The organism is Neorhizobium sp. JUb45 (assembly GCF_004343585.1).
GTDB lineage: Bacteria > Pseudomonadota > Alphaproteobacteria > Rhizobiales > Rhizobiaceae > Neorhizobium.
Genome location: NZ_SLYW01000007.1, coordinates 172,888 through 194,035 on the forward strand (window position 1 = coordinate 172,888; position 21,148 = coordinate 194,035).

At 60.9% G+C, this 21,148-nt stretch carries 19 protein-coding genes; 16 read left to right on the forward strand and 3 right to left on the reverse strand.

The annotated features are described in order from the left end of the window. Positions 1-14: 14 nt before the first annotated feature. On the reverse strand, positions 15-1,478 hold the full coding sequence (locus EDF70_RS23095; protein WP_132278352.1) for a phospholipase D-like domain-containing protein: 1,464 nt from the start codon (positions 1,476-1,478) through the stop codon (positions 15-17). Positions 1,479-1,566: 88 nt separating this feature from the next. Then, a complete protein-coding gene (locus EDF70_RS23100; protein ID WP_132278354.1) occupies positions 1,567-2,262 on the reverse strand; it encodes a gamma-glutamylcyclotransferase in 696 nt (231 codons plus the stop codon). Between the two features lie 260 nt (positions 2,263-2,522). Here EDF70_RS23100 and EDF70_RS30055 point away from each other — a divergent pair, with 260 nt between their 5' ends. After that, the gene (locus EDF70_RS30055; RefSeq protein WP_165932109.1) at positions 2,523-2,681 is read left to right on the forward strand and encodes a hypothetical protein; all 159 of its coding nucleotides are present in this window, start codon (positions 2,523-2,525) and stop codon (positions 2,679-2,681) included. Positions 2,682-2,685: 4 nt separating this feature from the next. Here EDF70_RS30055 and tam read toward each other — a convergent pair whose 3' ends face one another. Next, a complete protein-coding gene (tam, locus tag EDF70_RS23105; protein ID WP_132278356.1) occupies positions 2,686-3,462 on the reverse strand; it encodes a trans-aconitate 2-methyltransferase in 777 nt (258 codons plus the stop codon). 259 nt (positions 3,463-3,721) lie between these two features. On the opposite strand from tam, the gene EDF70_RS23110 reads away from it, so the two are divergent. The 15 genes from EDF70_RS23110 (at position 3,722) to EDF70_RS23180 (ending at position 20,995) form a co-directional block, all read left to right on the forward strand. Beyond that, positions 3,722-4,609 carry a branched-chain amino acid aminotransferase gene (locus EDF70_RS23110; protein ID WP_132278358.1) on the forward strand — a complete coding sequence of 296 codons (888 nt, stop codon included), beginning with the start codon at positions 3,722-3,724 and terminating at the stop codon, positions 4,607-4,609. Between the two features lie 296 nt (positions 4,610-4,905). After that, on the forward strand, positions 4,906-5,877 hold the full coding sequence (locus EDF70_RS23115) for a LysR family transcriptional regulator (RefSeq protein WP_132278360.1): 972 nt from the start codon (positions 4,906-4,908) through the stop codon (positions 5,875-5,877). A 1-nt stretch (position 5,878) separates the two neighbouring features. After that, positions 5,879-7,363 carry an NAD(P)/FAD-dependent oxidoreductase gene (locus EDF70_RS23120; RefSeq protein WP_245519304.1) on the forward strand — a complete coding sequence of 495 codons (1,485 nt, stop codon included), beginning with the start codon at positions 5,879-5,881 and terminating at the stop codon, positions 7,361-7,363. Positions 7,364-7,403: 40 nt separating this feature from the next. Beyond that, entirely contained in the window at positions 7,404-8,321 is a 918-nt protein-coding gene (locus EDF70_RS23125; RefSeq protein ID WP_132278364.1) for an ABC transporter permease, read from the forward strand. Between the two features lie 10 nt (positions 8,322-8,331). Continuing rightward, the gene (locus EDF70_RS23130) at positions 8,332-9,189 is read left to right on the forward strand and encodes an ABC transporter permease (RefSeq protein WP_132278366.1); all 858 of its coding nucleotides are present in this window, start codon (positions 8,332-8,334) and stop codon (positions 9,187-9,189) included. After that, entirely contained in the window at positions 9,186-10,370 is a 1,185-nt protein-coding gene (locus tag EDF70_RS23135) for a Xaa-Pro peptidase family protein (protein WP_132278368.1), read from the forward strand. The genes EDF70_RS23130 and EDF70_RS23135 overlap by 4 nt, the downstream gene beginning before the upstream one ends. A gap of 8 nt (positions 10,371-10,378) precedes the next feature. After that, complete coding sequence (locus tag EDF70_RS23140) at positions 10,379-11,389, forward strand: ABC transporter ATP-binding protein (protein ID WP_132278370.1); 1,011 nt, start codon at positions 10,379-10,381, stop codon at positions 11,387-11,389. Beyond that, complete coding sequence (locus EDF70_RS23145; protein WP_207908302.1) at positions 11,386-12,318, forward strand: oligopeptide/dipeptide ABC transporter ATP-binding protein; 933 nt, start codon at positions 11,386-11,388, stop codon at positions 12,316-12,318. The genes EDF70_RS23140 and EDF70_RS23145 overlap by 4 nt, the downstream gene beginning before the upstream one ends. A 3-nt stretch (positions 12,319-12,321) precedes the next feature. Beyond that, complete coding sequence (locus tag EDF70_RS23150) at positions 12,322-14,583, forward strand: molybdopterin-dependent oxidoreductase (RefSeq protein WP_132278372.1); 2,262 nt, start codon at positions 12,322-12,324, stop codon at positions 14,581-14,583. Between the two features lie 11 nt (positions 14,584-14,594). Next, positions 14,595-15,086, forward strand: coding sequence for a hypothetical protein (locus tag EDF70_RS23155; protein WP_132278374.1), 492 nt, complete (start codon positions 14,595-14,597; stop codon positions 15,084-15,086). Then, positions 15,083-15,661 (forward strand): peroxidase-related enzyme, encoded by a 579-nt coding sequence (locus tag EDF70_RS23160; RefSeq protein ID WP_132278376.1) that lies wholly within the window; start codon positions 15,083-15,085, stop codon positions 15,659-15,661. The genes EDF70_RS23155 and EDF70_RS23160 overlap by 4 nt, the downstream gene beginning before the upstream one ends. A 156-nt stretch (positions 15,662-15,817) precedes the next feature. Then, positions 15,818-17,323, forward strand: coding sequence for an ABC transporter substrate-binding protein (locus EDF70_RS23165; RefSeq protein ID WP_132278378.1), 1,506 nt, complete (start codon positions 15,818-15,820; stop codon positions 17,321-17,323). Between the two features lie 86 nt (positions 17,324-17,409). Beyond that, a complete protein-coding gene (locus tag EDF70_RS23170; RefSeq protein ID WP_132278380.1) occupies positions 17,410-19,107 on the forward strand; it encodes a DUF885 family protein in 1,698 nt (565 codons plus the stop codon). 22 nt (positions 19,108-19,129) lie between these two features. After that, a complete protein-coding gene (locus EDF70_RS23175; RefSeq protein WP_132278382.1) occupies positions 19,130-19,978 on the forward strand; it encodes an alpha/beta hydrolase in 849 nt (282 codons plus the stop codon). A 111-nt stretch (positions 19,979-20,089) separates the two neighbouring features. Beyond that, positions 20,090-20,995, forward strand: a complete 906-nt coding sequence (locus EDF70_RS23180; protein ID WP_132278384.1) for a LysR family transcriptional regulator — start codon at positions 20,090-20,092, stop codon at positions 20,993-20,995. Positions 20,996-21,148: the final 153 nt, after the last annotated feature.

Below are 21,148 nucleotides of genomic sequence, written 5' to 3' on the forward strand. Positions count from 1 at the left end.
CAAGCTGTTGGCGCTCAGATGGCGGCTTTCAGCTTGTGCCCGAACCGATGCTTGAGAAAACGCGAGGCGCGATAGCGTACGCCGCTTGGACGCTCCGGATCAGCGATGTCGCTTTCGGCAAAAATCTCCTCGTCCGCCGTCAGGTCCCGCATCGGCACGGGCAGAAGTCCTCGCCCGGTCTTGGCGTTGAGAGCCTCGATTGCGCCGATCAGCGAGCCGCCATGCGCGGCGATCGCTTCGCTGACCTCCTCCGGTGAGCAGCCCAGATGTTCCGCCAGAAGGTCGTCACGCGTGGCGATGATCTTTTCCCGCAAGACGTCCTGACCTTCCTGCGCTGAAAGGATCACGTCGCATTCGGTGTCATACCCCATCGAGCGGTTGTTGAGATTGGCGGAGCCGATCTTGATGACGCGGTCGTCGGCAAACATCATCTTGGCATGCACATAGATCGGCGTGCGGGCATCGTTGACCGGATAATATAACCTAAAACGGCCGAACCGGTCGGCATCCTGCACCAGTTTCATGAGCCGGATGCGGGCGCTGTCCATCGCCTTGGCCTCGAGATATCCCTCGCAGCCTTCCGGGTTGATCAGAACAATTTCCGGACCATCTTCTTCCTTCAGTCGTTCCGCCATCGCCTCGGCCACGCGGCGCGAGGCAAAATACTGGCTCTCGACATAAAGCGTCTTTTTCACTGCGGCGATGATTGCCAGCTTGGCTGTCTCGATTTCGACGATCTGCTTGCGATCATCATATTCAGGGGCCGTGCGGGCAATGCCGATATCGACATCCTCGAACCCGACCTCAAGACCGTCCGGCCAGGGATCGCCGTCGCACTCCTTCGGTTCGAGGTCCTCGTCCGTTGCGAGTTTCCACCGGCGCCGTGCCACCTCACCCAGAGCTGCTGCGGCAGGGCCGGAAAGGCAGGTGGTCGCGTCGTGCCAGGGCTCCTGCGCAAATCCCATCGGCGAACGGCGGCCCGGTGCATTTTCGGCGTGGTCGCGTGTGTCCCAGCGCCCGACAGTCATGTCAATGCCACCGCAGAATGCCACGCGATCGTCGATGACGAGAAGCTTCATGTGGTGAGCCGACATGCCGGGATGCGCACCATCGAGTTTCAGGTGGATGCGCTTGTCAAAAATCCATTTCAGCAGATAAAACGGCGTTTCGCCACGCGTAAACGAATTGATCAGACCGATATCCCATTTGAGAATGCGGACATCGAGATCGTCGTTGCGGCGGGCAAGCGCATTGATGAACGAGCCGAGCTGATCCGGCCATTCGCCATGTTTTTCGCCGTCCGGTTCCAGCCTGATGCGGGTATCGAAATCCCAGCCGATCAGATAGATCGAGCGCTGCGCCTTGATCATGGCGCTTTTGGCGGAACGGAAGAAATCGGCAGCATCGACAATGATCGACAGTCGCTCCGCCTTGGCGATCCGCCAGCACGTTTCGCCTTCTTTGAGAATATCGTGCATGTTGTCCGGCCCGCCTCGATTGTATTGAGGAGGCGCATATAGGGCAGCTGCAGGCGGCGACCATTGCTGCAGCGCACAAGAATTGGATTTATACAGTCGCGATGTTTGTCAGGCCGTGCAAAGAGCGGATTTCTTCAGCAACAAGCTTTTGCAGACGCCATAGATTGCGGTCGCGGATACCAAAATCCTCCAGATGAACGACCGTATTGTAAAGGTATTCGGCGCCGGAACCGCCATGGCCGCAGGCGCGCGCCAGAATTTTGGCGACCTCTGGAAGTGGCAGCAGCGGCAGGGTGCTGCGCTCGGTGTGTCCGACCCAGAAGCAAAGGACTTTCTTTTCGCCGTCCGGCGTTTTGACCTTCAGCCAGCGGATCGACGCCAGCATCTCGTGGCTGTCCACTTCGCGGCGAAGAACGCGCTCTATCTGGACCAGTCGGTCTTCCTGCGGCATGCGGTAGATCATGCCGTCGCAGCGTCCGCCGCGCGACAGCGCCATCATCAGGCCCGGCTGGACGGGTGAGCCGCGCCAGCGGTTTATCTTGAGGGTGAACGCGCGGTGCCAGCCATAAGCAGTTGCGCGCTGGCGTGCATCACTGTCGAAGCCGGGTTTCCAGATCAATGATCCATAAGCGAATACCCAAAGCGGCTCGCTTCCCGCTTCGTCACTCAGCTTCTGCGCAATGGCGGCATAGTCTTCGTCGGTCAATGCCGTCCAGAGCGGCTCACGCCCGGGGTCGCATTCCTCCCGGAAGCACAGCTTCACAAGCTCGGCCGTCAGCGCCATTTCGCCACGTTTTCCCAGAGGCGACGTGCTGCGCGGCAAGGTGTCGAGAACATCTTTTCGCATCGCATCAAAATGATGTTTTGGCGGCGCTGCGTCAAGGCTGCGGCAGAGGCGGCAATTCACGGGATGTAACGGTTGTTAATAAAAAAGGCGTCACATTCCTTTTTTTGATCGCATCACGGCCCAAGTCTCTGTCTCATATTAAAGCAGATTTGAATGAACCGCCGGCAGGCGGTCGATGCTGACTGGAGGTTGGGGAAATGCGGATAACATGGTTTCTGTTGGTGGCCATTCTTGTGGCCATGGTTTTGAGTATTCTGCTGATCGACACGCGTCAGCCGGCGCCGATGGGTGTGCAGCCGGGCCAGACCGAGCCGGCTCCGGCCAACCCGCTGGCGCCGCCGCCTGCGCAACAATGACGTTTCAGTCCTGCCCTTTGACCGCGACCAGAAAGAAGCGAGGAAAGGCCAGCAACCTTCGGCCATCCGCCATCGGCGGATAGGCCTTGTCGATGCGGGCTTCGTAATCGGCCAGAAAAGCCTCCCTGTGGTCAGCACCGGCGGCGTCGAGATAGGGGCGAAGGCCGGTACCCTTCACCCATTCGACGATCGCCGCCGCATCCGCCATCGGGTGGTAATAGACCGTATGCCAGACATCGACGAGCAAGGATTTGGATGACAGCCTGTCGAGATAGGCGGCGGGTGCCGGCAGTGGCTTGCGCCGCACCTTGCCGCCTTCGAACGCTTGCGACCATGGTCCGGCAAGTCCGCTTTCCTCCATCATCAGGTGGGAAGGTTCGGAAAGATTGTCGGGCATCTGCACGGCCAGAACGCCTCCCGGTTTCAAATGGTCCATCAGCTTTGCCAGTACTGAAATATGGTCCGGCACCCACTGGAACACGGCATTGGCATAAAGCAGGTCCACCGGCGTTTCCGGCACCCAGTTGCCGAGGTCGGCCTTGTCGAATGTCACGGCCGGCAGGCGTTGGCGTGCGGCGGCCAGCATGTTGTCATCGCTGTCGAGCCCGGTGACGTTGCCCGCGCCAAAACGCTCAATCAGAAGCTCGGTGGAATTGCCCGGTCCACAACCGAGATCGAAGGCTCGGCTGGCGGTGGCAAGCGGCACCTGCGCCATCAGATCTCGGGCAGGGCGGGTGCGTTCATCCTCGAATTTCAGGTATTGCTGCGAGGACCATGCCATGTCGTCTTCCTTTCACGAAAGCCAGTATTGGACACGGTATGGAAAACGGGGACAAGGCCTTTGATCCCGTTTTCTCCGGCAGAGCGGACTTTCTATCACAGAAGCTGATGCACCCATTTATGTCGGAACTGGATTGCTGCGCATGTCGTCACAGGTGTGCGATTTTTGGTATTGGAAGGCTTTTTTCGGCAAAAATGTCCTTGACCTCGGCGCCTCAGCGCGCCTTCACTCCGCGCACGAAATTTGCAAGGAGAATGCCATGTCTGTTGATACATCGCCAAAAAGCACCACCTGGACCTTCGTCGATGGCGAGTGGCTTTCCGGCAACCCTAAGCTGATCGGCCCCACCTCGCATGCCATGTGGCTTGGCTCCACCGTGTTCGATGGTGCGCGTTGGTTCGATGGCATTTCGCCCGACCTCGACCTGCATTGCCAGCGCATCAACCGCTCGGCCGTCAACATGGGCATGAAGCCCACCAAGACCGCGGAAGAGATCGAGGCTCTGGCGCTCGAAGGCGTGAAGAAGTTCGACGGCAAGACCGCCATCTACATCAAGCCGATGTACTGGTCCGAGCACGGCACGTCCTACAGCGTTGTTGCCCCCGATCCGGAATCGACCCGTTTTGCGATTTGCCTGTTCGAAGCACCGATGAACACCGCCATGCCGTCGTCGCTGACGGTTTCGCCCTACCGCCGCCCGAACCCGGAAGTCGCCATGACCGCCGCCAAGGCCGGCAGCCTCTACCCCAATAGCGGCCGCATGATCATCGAAGCCCGCAACCGCGGCTTCGACAATGCGCTGGCGCGCGACATGAACGGCAATGTTGCCGAAACCGCCTCGTCCAACATCTTCATCGTCAAGGACGGCGTTGTCTTCACGCCGATCGCCAACGGCACCTTCCTTGCTGGCATCACCCGCTCGCGCGTCATCGGCCTGCTGCGGCAGGACGGTTACGATGTGCGTGAGGCAACTGTCACGGTCGAAGACGTTGCCAATGCCGACGAGATCTTCACATCCGGCAATTATTCCAAGATCGTTCCGGTCAACAAGTTCGAGGATCGCGAACTGCAGCCGGGTCCGGTCGCAGCCAAGGCGCTCGAGCTTTACATGGATTGGGCCAATGCCGGCCGCAAGGCTGCTGCCTGAGTGTAGCCTACCGAATGAGATAACGACGACGGCGCCCACGGGTGCCGTCTGTGTTTTGCGCCAGTTCGTTACCGACAATGCTCTCGCCGAAGCGAGACGCCCCGTCGTTCCGGAAGCCATACGGTCGCTCGATCTAGCGACCGGGAACGACTTTCCAAAGAAATGCCGTCACAAAGAAAAATCGGCTAATATAGCTCAATTTATGAGCATGGGCAGCTATTGCGCATTTTCTAAATCATGCAATATTTGAATTGATAAATGCCAATCCTGCAAAATATGCATCATAGGCCGGCGCCATGGAAATAAAGCAGCTCGAAGTGTTCCTCGCCGTCATGTCGGCAGGCAGCATCACTGCGGCCGCCCGGCTGATGGATCGTTCGCAGTCACAGGTCACGCGGCTGATCCAGGAACTGGAAGCATCGGTCGGATTTGCGCTGTTCGAACGCAATGGGCCACGGATCACGCCAACCGCCAAGGCGATTTCCTTTCACTCCGAGGCAGAGCGGTTCTTGAGTGGCATCGGCCAGCTGCAGGAGCGGGCCAAGACGATCCTTTCCGAGGAGGCCGCGCCGATTGAGATCGCCGCCATTCCTGCCTTTGCCAGCGGTCTTGTGCCATTGGCGCTCGCGGAAATGCCGGAGGATATCGTGCCGCGCAGTGTCCACCTGCGCAGTGTTTCGGCCGAGGCTGCGGTGCAATCGGTTCTCGGTCGCACCGCCGATTTCTGCGTTGCGTCGCTTCCCGTCGAGCACCCCGGCCTCGAGATTCACGGGCTTTTCCAGGCACCATGCGTCGCTGCCGTTTCATCGGATGATCCGCTGGCGCAACGCCGGACGATCTCCATCGGCGATCTGGCGGGCCGTAACGTCATCACCATGGCGAACCCGTTCCGGCTGCGCCGCCGTGTCAATCAGGCGCTGGCTGCCGCGAATGTCCGGGCCGCCCGGCTGGTCGATACCAATGCCGCCATCAATGCGCTGCAACTGGCTTCGACGGGATTTGGTGTCGCCATCGTCGAGCCGGCGACGGCTTATGGCGTGCAGCTGAAGAACATCGAGATCCGGCCGCTCGATGTCGATATCCCGTTTCTATGGGGCATTTTTTCGGCGGCTTCCAAGCCGCTGCCCGAAAGCGCGCGGGAACTGATCCAGTTGATTATCCGCATTTCATCCGCCCGCATGCCCGGTTTCGTTGCGCACGATCCGCGGCATATCGAACGGGTCGCCGATGCCACATTCGGTGTCGACAAGCATGCACAGGAGCCTTGACGTGAACGCCCAGCCCACCCTGTCGGCCGCCGGTCTTGCCAATCTCGAGCAGAGGCTCGCCGAAGACCTGTCCTTGCTTGAACTGCCGCCCAAGGAATGGGTGCCGGTCAGCGAGCATTACGGTCAGCGCGTTTACGATGCGGTGGTGATCGGTGCCGGCATGTGTGGTCTGGTGGCGACTGCTTCGCTGAAAATGCTCGGCATTCGCAATGTGCTGTGCCTGGATCGCGCGCCGCGGGGACTGGAAGGGCCGTGGGTCACCTATGCCCGCATGGAAACGCTCCGGTCTCCGAAAATACTGACCGGGCCGGCGCTTGGCCTGCCGTCTCTGACATTCCGTGCCTGGTACGTCGCGCAGTTCGGCGCGCAGGCTTGGGAGGCGCTTGGAAAAATTCCCAAGGGCCAGTGGATGGATTATCTGGTCTGGTACCGCAAGGCGCTCGACCTTCCGGTGCGCAACCGCGTTGCCGTCACCGACCTCGAAGCGGTCAGCGATGATCTGATCGCGCTGACGGCGGCCGATCTTGAAAACGGTTCGAATGAGCGTCTTTACGCGCGGCATGTGGTGCTGGCGACCGGCCGTGACGGTCTCGGCAGCGGTTACGTGCCGCCCTTTGTCGAAAAGCTCGATCGCCGCTTCTGGGCGCATTCCGCCGACGATATCGATTTTGCCGCCCTGAAGGGCAAACGTGTGGCCGTCGTCGGCGCAGGTGCCTCGGCCATGGACAATGCCGCGACCGCGCTCGAAGCCGGTGCCGCCGGTGTCGACATGATCATCCGCCGCAAGGATCTGCCGCGCATCAACAAGTTCACCGGCATTTCCAGCCACGGTGTCGTGCACGGCTTTGCCGGCCTGAGCGATGACTGGAAGTGGAAATTTTTGCAGCACACGCTGGGCGCCCAGACGCCGCCGCCGCGCGATTCGACGTTGCGCGTGTCGCGTCATCCGAATGGCCGCTTCTTCCTCGGCACTGGCGTCAACGGCGTTCGCGAAGAGGGCGATCGCGTCGTTCTCGAAACGGCGCGCGGCGACATGGCCTATGATTTCGTAATTTTTGCCACCGGCTTCAATGTCGATCTGGCCGAGCGGCCGGAACTGAAGAATTTTGCCTCTGAGATCCGCTTCTGGAGCGATGTTTATCGCCCGGAGGAGGGGATGGAAAACGGTGAACTGGCGACCTCGCCCTATCTCGGTCCGGATTTCGAGTTCACCGAAAAAGTGCCCGGCAGCAGCCCGGCGCTGCGGCTGATCCACTGCTTCAACTACCCTGCCTCGCTCAGCCACGGCAAACTGTCGGGCGATATCCCCGCCGTCAGCGATGGCGGACGCCGGCTGGCGCGCGGCATTGCCCGCAGCCTGTTCGTTGCCGATCGACAGATCCATTTCGACAATCTCGTCGCCTATGAGACGCCGGAACTGCAGGGCGACGAATGGACCGATTCTGCCGATCTGATCCCGACCCTGATGAAAGGTGCCGCGGAATGAGATTGGCCGCAACCGCAGCAGTAGCGGCAGGAGGGACGCCATGAGCCGTTACCTTCTCGGCAAACTTGGCGAATCCGCGCTGGCCATCTGGGGCGTGGTGACGATCGTGTTTTTCGTCAGCCGTGTGCTTGGCGATCCCGCAGTGCTTCTGGTGCCGGTCGGCGCCAGCCAGCAGGATATCGATACGATCCGCGCCTCGCTCGGCCTCGACCGGCCGATCCTTGAACAATATGTCGTTTCGCTTGTGTCCACGCTGCGCGGTGATTTCGGCATGTCGTTCCAACAGGGCCGGCCTGCCATGGACATCGTGCTGGAGCGTATGCCCGATACGGCGCTTCTGGCGGGCACGGCCCTGCTGTTCGGCTCCATCATCGGTGCCGTCTGCGGTGCAATCGCGGCCCTGAAGCGCGGCACCGTCTCCGAATTCATCGTCATGGTCGCCGCTCTCTTGGGGCAGGCAACGCCTGTCTTCTGGCTCGGCATCATGCTGATCCTCATCTTTTCGGTCGATCTCGGCTGGCTGCCCACCGGTGGCGCCGGAACATGGGCGCATCTGATTCTGCCGGGCCTGACGCTGTCCGTCTTCGTGTCCGCTTCGATCGCGCGCCTGCTGCGCTCCTCGCTGCTCGATATCATGCGCGAGGATTATGTCCGCACCGCCCGCGCGAAAGGGCTTCTGCCGCGCACCGTGTTCTTCTGGCATATCGCCCGCAACGCGCTGATCCCGGTCGTCACCATGATCGGCATCATTGCCGGCGAACTGCTCGGTGGTTCGGTCGTCATCGAAACGGTGTTTGCATGGCCGGGTGTCGGCCGCGTCATCATGCAGGCGATCCAGTCTCAGGATTTTCCGGTGATACAGGCCGGTGTGGCGCTGATCGCCGCGATCTTCATCGTCGTCAACCTGCTGGTCGATCTGCTTTACGGCGTGCTCGATCCGCGCATCCGTCGGCGATAGGGGCGATGCCATGAAATCCTTTTTCCTCGCACTTATCAAAAGCCGCGCCGGCCTGTTCGGCTTCCTGCTGGTCCTCGTTTTCGTGCTGGCCGCGCTGTTTGCGCCCTATCTAGGCCTGCCGTCGCCGACCCGTTCCAACCTCGTTGCCCGCATGGCGGCGCCGACATGGACAGGATTGTTCTCGCCCGGCGCGCATCCGCTCGGCACCGATGAACTCGGCCGCGATATTCTCTCGCGCATCGTCCACGGTAGCCGCATCACACTGGCGATTGCCGCGGCCTCGGTGATCCTCGGCGGTATCGTCGGCACGCTGCTCGGCATCGTCGCCGGTTATTACCGTGGCGTCGTCGATCGCGTGCTGATGCGCGTCGTCGATATCCAGCTGGCGCTGCCGCTGATGCTGCTCGCTCTGCTGGTCGTGGCAGCCCTCGGCCCCTCGACGCGCAACCTCATCATCGTTCTGGCGCTGACCAGCTGGCTTCGTTACGCCCGCATCATCCGCGGGCAGGTTCTGGCGCTCAGGGAACGCGAGTTCATCCTGTCCGCCCACGCGATCGGTGCCGGCACCTGGCGGATCATGCTCAAGCATCTTCTGCCCAACGTCATGACGCCGGCGCTGGTGATTGCCACGCTGGAACTCGCGCGCATCATCATCATGGATGCGGCGCTGTCCTTCCTCGGCCTTGGCGTGCAGCCGCCCAATCCGAGCTGGGGTCGCATGCTGGCCGATGGCCGCGTCTATATCTCGACGGCCTGGTGGATCGTCACCTTCCCCGGTGTCGCCATCGTGCTGACCGTGCTCAGCGTCAACCTTTTAGGTGACTGGCTGCGCGACTATTTCGATCCAAAATTGAGGACCATGCGATGACCCAGATTTCCTCCCTGCCTCCGCGTGTCGGCCGTCTGAAAGCCGGCATGGCGAAACGCGACATCGACGTGATCGTCTCCTTCAAGCCGGAAAACAGTTTTTATTTCACCGGTTTCAACCCGATCATCTATTCGCACCCGGTCATCGCCATTCTGACGCGCGATCATGATCCGATCATGCTCGTACATGCGCTGCGCGATGACCATGGCCGCGCCAGCGCCTGGGTGCCGGATATCCGTCTTTACGGTTCCTGGTCGACCAAGGTGACGATGGGACCGAACTGGCAGGGCGCGCTTGCCTCCATTCTCGGTGATCTCGGCCTTGCCGGCAAAACCATCGGCCTCGAGGAGGAATTCATCTCGATCCAGCGCATGAAGCAGCTGCAGGCAGCGCTTCCCGATGCAAAGTTTACTGATGCCAGCCACCTGGTCGACCATTGCCGCCTGATCAAGGATCCGGATGAGATTGCGCATGCCCGCATTGCCGCGCGCGTCGCCGATCTCGGCATGGATACGGCTGTTGCAACCCTCGCTGCCGGTGGCAACGAGCGCGAAGTCGCGATCGCCTCCATGCACGAGATGAACAAGCTTTGGGCGGCAGAATATCCCGATGTGGAAGTGGCCGATTTCGGTTCGCTGGAAGGCGGCGTGCAGAACGGCATGGCCACCTGGGTCCTGTCCGGCCCGCGCATGTTCTTCAATTGCGACAACCCCACCCAGCGCAAGCCGCAGCGCGGCGAGGCCGTGTCGGTGCTGATCTGGACGATCGCCAACGGCATTCATGCGGAAAACGAGCGCACCATCGCCATGGGTCCGCTGCCGGATGCCAACCGCCGCGCACTCGATGCCATTCTGGAAATCCGCGACGAGGTCGACCAGCTGATCAAGCCCGGCACACCCTACAAGGACCTGTTCGAAAAGACCCGTGTGGGCCTGCAGGCGCGCGGTTACGGCGCCAATATTCCGGGCCGCATTGGCCACGGTATCGGCCTTGGCGCGCATGAGCATTCCTCGCTCGATGCCGCTTCGACGCTGGTTCTGGAACCCGGCATGCTGTTCACCTTCGAGCCGAATATTCGCGTTCCCGGCGTCTGCGCCACCCAGATTTCCGACACCGTACTCATCACGCAGGACGGCCGCGAATATCTGACGCGCTCGGCCGGCGGTTATCTGGAGGTCTGAAGGCACACATGGCGCCCTTGCTCGAAGTCCGCAATCTGACCGTCGCATTCGACACACCGTCCGGCACGGTGCATGCCGTCAATGACGTCTCCTATACGCTGGAAGAAGGCGAGACGCTGGGCATTGTCGGCGAGTCCGGTTCGGGCAAGAGCGTGCATGCCTTGTCCATGGTCGGGCTGATCGCCTCGCCGCCGGGCCGTGTCGTCGCAGGCGAGGTTTTGTTTCAGGGCCGCAACCTGCTGGCTCTGTCGCAACGCGAACTGTTCGAAGTGCGCGGCAAGGAGATCGGCTTCGTGTTTCAGGACCCGATGACCTCGCTCAACCCGGTGCTGACCATCGAGCGGCAGATCGCCGAGCCGCTGCGCCGGCATTTCGGCATGTCCGCCACGGCAGCACGCGACCGGGTGGTCGAACTGCTGGAACTGGTCGGCATTCCCGATGCCGCCCGCCGTTCCAAACAATATCCGCACGAGTTTTCCGGCGGCATGCGCCAGCGGGTGATGATCGCCATTGGCATTTCCTGCAATCCCAAACTGCTGATCGCTGACGAGGCGACCACCGCACTCGACGTCACCGTGCAGGCGCAGATCCTCGATCTGGTGCGTGATCTCAAGCGCCGCATCGGCACGACCGTGATCTGGATCACCCATGACATGGGTGTGGTCGCCGGTCTCGCCGATACGGTTCAGGTCATGTATGGCGGCCGTATCATGGAGCGCGGCCCCGTGCGCCCTGTCTTCCACGATCCGCGCAGCGCCTATACCTGGGGCCTTCTGAAATCGCTGCCGCATGGCGGCAAGCGCGGCGTCACCCGCCTTTACCAGATCCCCGGCAATCCGCCCGACATGAGCAAGCCGCCGGTCGGCGATCCGTTTGCGCCACGCAATCCGTTTGCCACGCCGCGCTGCCTGGATGAGGTGCCGCCGCTGGTCGATGTCGCCGGCAGCATACCCGGCCACAAGGTTGCCGCCTGGTACGATCTGAAAGCGGAACTTGCCAAACAGGAGGCCCAGCCATGAGCGACATGCAGGTTTCCTCTGCCGGTGTACCACCCCTCGTTTCCGTTCAGAACCTGAGCAAGATCTATGGTGGCGAGAAGCGTTTTCTCGGCGGCAATGCGCCGGTGCTGAAGGCCGTCAACAATGTCAGCTTCGACATCGCGCCGGGTGAAACGCTCGGTCTCGTTGGCGAATCCGGCTCCGGCAAAAGCACGACCGGTCGCGTTCTGCTGCAGCTGGAAGCGCCGAGCGGCGGTGACATTCTATTCAAGGGCCAGAACATCACCGGCCTCTCGAAATCGCTGCTGAAACCGTATCGGCGCGACATGCAGATCATTTTTCAGGATCCGTATGCCTCGCTCAATCCGCGCATGACGGTGGGTGAATTCGTCGCCGAACCGCTGGACGTACATGGCCTCAGCGGCAATCGCAGCGAACGGCAGGATCGGGTAGCCGGCCTTCTCAGAAAAGTCGGGCTCGATCCGTCCTTCATGAAGCGTTATCCGCATGAGTTTTCCGGCGGACAGCGCCAGCGGGTCAACATCGCCCGTGCGATTGCGCTTGATCCGGCCTTCATCGTCGCCGACGAGCCGATCACCGCGCTCGACGTGTCGATCCAGGCGCAAATCGTCAACCTGTTCCAGGACCTGCAGGACGAGCTGGGGCTGACCTACCTGTTCATCGCCCATGACCTGTCGATGATCCGTTATCTCTGCCACCGCGTCGCCGTCATGCTGCGCGGCCGCATTGTCGAGATCGGACCCTGTGAGGCGATTTTCGAAAACCCGCAACACCCCTATACGCAGGCACTGCTCTCGGCCATCCCGGTGCCGGATCCCGATATCGAGCGCGACCGCAAGCCGATGCTTTTTGACGTCAATGCAAACCTGCCCCCCGAGACGGCGCAATTGCAGCCGCTCGGTGGTGGTCACTTCGTGTTAAGGGCCTGAGCGATGCACCTGTTCGCCACGCATTTCGGTACCTATGAAGTCGGCGCGGACGCGAACGGAAAACCCTGCCTTCTGCCGTTTCGGCATGACCCGGATCCATCACAGATGGGGCTCGGATATCTGGCGCTTGCCGATCATCCTGAGCGGGTTCGCACGCCGATGATACGAAAGTCGTGGCTGGAAAACGGCCCGCTGGCCGGCACCGGCCGGCTGCGTGGTGACGATGAATTCGTCAGTGTCAGCTGGGATGAAGCGGCGGATCTGATTGCCGGCGAAGTCAGGCGCGTGTCCTCCATCCATGGCAATCAGGCGATCTTTGGCGGCTCCTACGGCTGGGCGAGTGCCGGCCGTTTCCACCACGCGCAAAGCCAGCTCAAGCGTCTGCTCAATCTCGCCGGCGGTTTCACCTCTTCGGTCAATACCTATTCCTACGGCGCGGCCGGCGTGCTGCTGCCGCATGTGCTTGGTGCCGATTACAAGGATGCCTGCGATACGTCGCCATCCTGGAATGACGTCGCCGATCATTGCCGAATGCTCGTCGCCTTCGGTGGTTTTCGATTGAGCAATGCGCAGGTTGAAGCCGGCGGCACCGGCAGTCACCGCGCCACGGAATGGCTGAAACGCTGCCAGCAGAAGGGCGTCGAGATCGTCGTCTTCAGCCCCGCAGGCAGCGATGCACCTCCCGGCGACAATGTGCGGCATATCCCGCTGCGTCCCAATACGGATGCGGCGGTCATGCTCGGCATGTGCCACACGCTGCTGACACAGGGCCTGTTCGACTGTGCTTTCCTCAGGCGCTGCACGGTCGGTTTTTCGGAACTCGAAACCTATCTGATCGGCGAAATCGATGGCATCCCCAAGGATGCCAAATGGGCTTCGAGGATATCCGGCGTGCCGGCCAGGACGATCATCGAGATCGCCGAAAACCTGCATGACATGCCGAGCCTAATCAATGTCGCATGGTCGCTGCAGCGGGCGCAGTTCGGCGAGCAGCCGTTCTGGGCGGCCATCGCGCTTGCCTGCATGGCCGGCCATGTCGGCAAGGCAGGCTGCGGTTTCGCTTTCGGTCTGACGGCGGTCAACTCCGTCGGCCAGCCGGTGCGGCGTCTGAAGGGACCGGCTTTCGAGCAGGGCCGCAACCCGGTCGAGCACTATATTCCCGTGGCGCGGATTACCGAGCTTCTCGAAAATCCCGGCGGCACGATCGATTATGACGGACAGGTACTGAGCCTGCCGGATATCCGGCTGATCTGGTGGGCGGGTGGCAATCCCTTCCATCATCATCAGGATCTCAACCGGCTGAGAGATGCTTTTCGGCGGCCGGAAACGATCATCGTCGCCGAGCCGATGTGGACGGCAACGGCGAAGATGGCCGATATCGTTCTGCCCTCCGCCTTTCCGTTCGAGCGCGACGATATCGCCGCATCCTCGCGCGATAACTGGCTGGTCTATAGCCGCCGGGCGATGGAGCCACTGGGCGGTATTCTCAGCGATCATGAATTTTATTGCCTCGTCGCCGACCGGTTGGGTTGTCGCGCTCAGTTCGATGGCGGACTGACCACCGATGAGTGGCTGGCGAAAATCTACGAGGGTTATCGCGACCGTTATCCGGAACTGCCGGATTTCCAGCGGTTTCGGTTGCGTGGTTTCGCGGCGCTGGACGAAGGCGAGGATGCGCCGGCGCCGGCCGACCATTTCCGCCGTTTTGTGGGTGACCCTGACGCCGCACCGCTGAAGACGCCGAGTGGTCGTATCGAGATCGGCTCAGCCGCGATTGCGGCATTCGGATATGGCGACATGCCCGGCCATCCGGTGTGGATGCCGCCCGCCGAATGGCTGGGTGCACCGCTTTCAGCAAAACACGGTCTGCATCTGCTGTCGCCGCAACCGGCGCACCGCCTGCATGGCCAGCTTGAATATGGACCGGCCAGCCAGAATGCAAAACGCCACGGGGCCGAACAGTTTTCGCTGAGCACCGCCGATGCCACGCGCCTCGGCTTGGGTGATGGCGACCTCTGCGAGATCTACAACGATCGCGGCCGGGCGATCGCGGCGTTGGCCATCGATGCCGGCCTGATGCCGGGCGTGGCCGTGCTGGCGGCGGGCGGCTGGTTTTCTCCCGATGCCGAGGGTCTGGACCACGGCGGCAACCCCAACACGCTCACCGATATCGCGCCGGCCTCGACACTGTCGCAGGCGACGGCCCCCAATTCCTGTCTGGTCTCGGTTCGTCTGTGGAGACGGATCGGCCAGCAGGCAGCATGAGGACAAAGGATATGGACCAGATCGACCGTCTTTCCGGCATCGCGCCGGGTTCCGAACTCTACGACATCCGGCGACAAAGGCCGGATTTCGTCGATGGCACAGAGCTTTGCCGCCAGACGGTTCTGACGCCGACCCATGGGTTCGATCTCGGCCACGATTTGCGCGCGGCGCTTGCCGCCCGTATGGCGCGGTTTCTCGGTCACGAGGAACTGGCGAAAACTTATGACGAGATGCTGGCGCAGGCCGGCGCGACGCCGCTTCTCTCCGGTATCGCTGCTGGCGGTGAACTGCCTGCCGAGGCAGACAGTTTTCTGCGCACCATCCTGCGCCATGCAGACCTCGTCACCAAGACACCACGCGAAAACACCAAGGCGGATATCGAGGCCTTGGAAGCGGCGGGCCTCAGCAATCCGCAGATCATCGCGCTGTCCGAACTGATCGCCTTCGTCAATTTCGAGGCCCGCGTCATCGTTGGTCTGGCTGCTCTGGGAGAGGTCGCATGAGCGGCGCGCGTTTCAAGGTCAAGGCTCTCTCGTGGTCGCCTTATATCGAGCCTGTCGACGTGACGACCGCGACGGAAGAACAGCTTGCCGCCATGCAGGTGACACCGTCCAACACAAAGGTTTCGCCCTATGTGCGCACTCTGGCGCACGACCCGGAATCCTATGTGGCGCGGACAAAACTGTTCAATGCCATCATGTATGCCAAGGGTGGTCTCGACCGGGCGGAACGGGAACTGGGTGCGCTGGTGGCCTCGGCGGTCAATCGCTGCGTCTACTGCGCATCTGTGCATGCGCGCCGGTATGTCGAGCTTTCCGGCCGTGACGAGGTGGTCGAGGAAATCTATGTCCGCGGTCTCGAAGGCAGCTTCGACGAGAAGACGAAAGCCATCGTCGATTTCTGCAAGACGCTGTCGCAGACGCCGTCGCAGGTGACGAAGGAGCAGGTTCAGACACTGCGCGACCACGGCATGTCTAAGGCTGACATCGTCGACCTCATCCATTCGGCGGCCATCTTCGGCTGGGCCAACCGGTTGATGCATACGCTCGGCCACGCGGAGCCGGTGGACACCAAGTGATGGAAATATCGTGGAAGCGCCACAACCGCTTCCACGATATCGGCAATTGCGAAATGCTTATTCTCAAGGGGGCGGAAAAGAGGGAAGTCCGTTCCTTGCGAGTGCATACAAGAGCATGAAAAGACAAGACAATTCAGGGTCATTAGGAGACGAAACATGACACGTAAACTGCCTTTGGCGGCAATTGCCGCCTTGTCGATCGGCACACTGATTTCTTCCACGGCGCTGGCGCAGGAAAAGACCCTGACGATTGCCGTCACCAACATGATGAACACGTTCGATCCGCATATGACCGCCTCGGTCGGCACGGATCTGAGCCTGCTCAGCCACATCTATCCGTCGCTCGTCCTGCGCGGCCCGGACCTCAAGATCGCGCCGTCGCTTGCCACCGAATGGAGCAATGTCGATGACCTGACATGGCGCATCAAGCTGCGTTCCGACGCGACATTCAACGACGGCGAAAAGATCGACGCGGAAGCAGTGAAGTGGAATTTCGACCGCGTCCGCGATCCGGCGGTCAATGCCCGAATCAAGGCATGGTTCACGCTGATCAGCGACGTCAAGGTCGTCAGCCCGACGGAAATCGAGATCAAGACCAGCTCGCCTTATCCGGCGCTGATCGACCAGATGTCGATGTTCTTCCTGCTGCCGCCGAAATGGGCCGCCGAACACAAGCCGGCCACCGAAACCACCTCGGGCGGACCCTATGTGATCTCGTCGGTCAAGGCGGGCGACAGCGTCACGCTTGAAGCCAACCCAAAATACTGGGGTGAAAAGCCGGCCTTCGACAAATATGTCATCCGCGTCATTCCGGATGCGGCGAGCCGCGTTGCGGCCCTTCTGGCCGGCGAAGTCGATTTCATCAACTCGATCCCGACCACCGAAATCGAGCGCATCAAGACCAGCGGCCAGGCACAGGCTGGCGCCGTGCCGAGCACGCGCACCGTGTTCATCAAGTTCAACACGCAGAAGGCGCCGCTCGACAACAAGCTGCTGCGTCAGGCGCTGAACTATGCGGTCGACAAGGAAGGCATCGTCAAGGCGATCTTCAACGATCAGGCGGAAGTGGCGCATTGCCAGGTCACGTCGAAGAGCTACTTTGGCTTCAACCCGGATCTGAAGGCCTATTCTTACGATCCCGACAAGGCCATCGAACTTCTCGAACAGGCTGGTGGCGCGCCGAAGGATCCGATCGAGATCGAAGTGCCGACCGGCACCTATCTCAACGGGGAGGAAGTCGTTCAGGCGGTTGCCAGCCAGCTGGAAGAGATCGGTGTAAAAACCAAGATCACCGAGATGCAGTTCAGCACCTATATGGACAAGTATCTGAAGGCGAAGGATCTTGGCCGCATGAGCCTGCTCAGCCAGGCATGGCCGACCATCGATGCCGATGGCCTGCTGACCCTGTTCGCACCGGGCAACATGTATGCCTATTGGGACAATGCCGATTTCGGCAAAGCGCTTGCCGATGGCCGTTCGACCATGGACAAGGCCAAGCGTCAGGACGCCTACAAGAAGGCAACCGAAATCATGTGCGATGATGCGCCGGCGCTCTTCCTCTACACCCAGCCGACCACCTATGGCCTGTCGAAGAAGATCACCTGGGCGGCGCGTGGCGACGACTGGGTTCGTGCCTTCGACATGAAGCCGGCTGCCAACTAACGGAACCGGCACTTCGCGCCTAGTGGCGCGGAGTGCCTCTCTGCCGTCAATATTTGGGCGGCCATTCCATCACTTCCGAGAATGCCATGCCGACTGTCGATTTTCCCGCCGACCGGATGCTTGCCGATATTGCAGCGCGCGAATGGTCGTTCCGGCGTCAGCATGTGGTGCGTGAACTCGGTGCATATGTCCCACTGAGGGGCGTGCTTCCAAACATTGATCCGGCAAGCCAAGCGGAAAAGCTGGCATTCTGGACGTCGGTTCTCTGCGAGCTGCATGAACTGGACGCGGATGCACTGTCGCCGACCGGTCGCGAGGACCGGCTTGTGCTGCGCCAGCAGGTGGAAGCCCTGCGGCTGTCTCAGGTGTTTCGCGATTACGAGCGGCCGTTCAACGGTTCTACCAGTTTCTGGGACGATACCGCTGCCTCCATCCGCGAGGAGGCTTTTGACAGCGAGCGCAAATATCGGGACGCGATTGGCCTGATGCGCGACATGCCGCGCTATTTCGACGAGGCGATCGCCAATATGCAGGCCGGGCTGGCGCGTGGTTTCAGCCAACCGGCGATCATCCTGCCGGCGGCCATCCGAACGATCGAGGCGGTGCTCGCGCAGGCCCTGGATGACACCGATTATTTTCAGCCATTCCGTGCATTTCCTCAGTCCGTGCCGGTCGCTGTGCGGGATGACCTCGCGCAGCAGGCCAGCGTCGCGATAGCCGACGCCGTTCTGCCCGCCTATGCGCGGCTTCTGGTTTTCATGCGCGATGTCTATGCGGCTGGTGCAGTCACGCCGATCGCCGCGACAGAACTGCCGGATGGACAGGCCTATTATGACGCCAAGGTGCGCGAGTTCACCACGCTCGACATGCAGGCGGACGATATCTACGACCTCGGGCTTGCCGAAGTCGAAACCTGCAGTGCCCAGATGCTGCAGGCAATGCGCGCCAGCGGTTTCGACGGAACGCTGCCAGAATTTCTGGCCTTCTTGAAGAACGATCCGCAATTTTATCCGGTCTCGGCGCAGGATCTGCTGATGCGGGCCGCCTGGATCACCAAGAAGGTCGAGGCAAAACTCGACCGATTTTTCGGCCTTCTGCCGCGTCGCCGTTTTGCCATCGAGCCGGTGCCGGACAGTATTGCACCGACCTATCCGATGGGCACCGGCGCGCCGGGCCTTTACCTGCTCAACACCCACAATCTTGCCGCCCGGCCGCTTTACATCCTGCCGGTGCTGACCCTGCACGAGGCGGTGCCCGGCCATTGCTTCCAGATGTCGCTTGCCGCCGAAAACGATGCACGGCCGGCCTTCCGCTCGCAGACCTACGCCATCGCCTATGGCAATGCCTGGGCGCTTTATTGCGAAAAGCGGCTCGGCGTCGAGATGGGCATCTACGAGACGCCTTATGATCTGTTCGGCATGTGGAGCCTGCTGACCCTGCGCGCGGTGCGGATGGTCGTCGATGTCGGCGTTCATGCTAAGGGGTGGGATTATGACCGCGCCCGCGATTACATGACTGAGAAGACCGGCCTGCCGCTGCCGGTCATCGAAGCCGAACTGAAGCGTTATATCAGCTGGCCCGGTCAGGCGCTGGGTTATTATCTCGGCATGATGGCGATCGAGCGTGCCCGCGAAAAAGCCGAGAAACTGCTTGGACCGGCCTTCGATATCCGCGCTTTCCATGACCGCATTCTGGCACTCGGCCCGGTTCCGATGACGGTGGTCGAAAACAGTATCGACCAGATGATCGCCGAACAGCTCGACGCTCAATCCAAACTCGCATGACAGCACAAAGAGGACGCATCCCATGCCGACAGTGACCCTCAACGACGCAACCTTTGTCTACGACGAGGCCGGCGATCCGGCCGCCGAAACCATCATCGCCCTGCATGGCGGCCGCGGCATCGGCGATCGCAAGGGCGAGTTTAACGCCTACAAGGTGCTGTCGGACAGATATCGGGTGATCGCTTATGATCAGCGCGGCTGCGGTGAGACGAGCCTGACGCCGCCCTATACGTTCGAGCAGCTGGCCGATGACGTCGAGGCCTTTCGCGTCAATCTCTGCGGGGGGAAGAAGATCATCCTCGAAGGCGGTTCCTTCGGCGGCATGATCGCGCTCACCTATGCGGTCAAATACGGGCACAATCTCTCGCGTCTCATCCTGCGCGGCACGGCGGCCAGCTATCACCACGAGGACGATGCCATGGTCGTCTTCAAGGAGCGCATCCATAAGGCACCGAGCGCGTCGCTGGGCATGCTCGACAAGATGTTTTCCGACAAGGTGATCGACGATACCGAATTGCGGCTGATCTGGCTGGCCTTGCAGCCGCTCTATTACGAAAAATTCGATCCCGATGCAGCACTTGAGCGCACCCGCACCATGCACCTGCATGCCGAAACGCATAATGCGCTTTTCAAGGAACGGCTCTATGATCTGCGCGACCGGCTGAAGGATATTCCGGTACCGACGCTGGTCGTCTGCGGCGCCGAAGACTGGATCTGCCCGCCAAATCATTCGAGGCTGATTGCCGAAAGCGTTCCGAAGGGTGAGTTTTTCGAAGTGCCTGGCGCCAATCATGCAGTCCATGTGGAAGCGCATGAACAGGTTATTGGCGCCATTCGCGAATTTCTGGCGCGAACTGCCGTCGATGCCTGAAGCGTGGCGGGCATAGGGGGGGCGAGAAGAGCGTATTGCCGGGCTTGAGGACGTCGTCGCCCGGCACTACTCTCTCCGGCCAATGCCCACCCCTGCAAGAGCATCCGCCACATGAACATCAAGCAACTCGAAGTGCTGCGCACGCTTTTGGCCACCGGCTCGACGATCGCAACGGCAAAGGCTATGGGGTTGAGCCAGTCCGGTGTCAGCCGTATGTTACAGCAGCTGGAGCAGGACCTCTCGATCACGCTGTTTGCGCGCGACAAGGGACGCCTTATCGCCACGCCGGAAGCACTTGCGCTCGGTCGTGATGCGGAAAACATCCTGCTTGCCGTCGACCGCATGTCCGGCCATGCGGAAGACCTGCGCAGCGGTGCGTCGGGGCCGGAAATCGTGCGTATCGGCCTGCCGAGCAGCATGTGGGAAAACTTTGCCCCGGCCATGCTGGTCGATTACATCCGCGATTTCCCCGGTGTGCGCATCGAAACCTTTTTCGAAACGACGACTGCAATCAACAAATTGGTCGGCGAGCGGGTGATCGATATCGGCTTCCTTCGTATGGAGGGAGAGACGGGACCGGGCATCGTGGTGGAAAAGGTCGCGAGCGGCAAAAGCGTCTGCGTCGTGCCGAAGGATCACCCGCTGGCGGAACGCGATGAAATTTCCGCAAAGGATCTTCGCAATGTGCCGCTGGTGCTGATCGGTCGGCAGAGGCCAAACCGCATGGCGCTCGACCAGACATTTGCGCGTGCGGGCGTGAAACAGATGGTGAAGATCGAGACTCATACCAACAGCTCGGCCTGCGCCTATGTTGCGCAAGGGTTGGGTGTGTCCATCATCAGCAGTTTTTACGCCAATCTCTATCGGCATCTTCCGGTCGTGCAAAGGCCGTTCGTTCCGCAAGCCACTCAGGATTTCGGTCTGGCACGAGCGGCCGGGGTTCCGCTGTCCATTGCGGCGCAGGCCTTGAGTGATGCTCTCCAGCGGCAAATTCTGCTTTCGCAAAAAATCGAATAATAACAGATATCTAAGCCTAGAGAATGCGATTTTTCATTGTGCTTTCATATCTCTCGATGCGCATAGATGTATGACGAAAACGCATAGTATTGCGCTTCAGTCGTCATCCAATCATAGTCTCGCATAACGAAACCGATGCTGGCGGAAATGGAA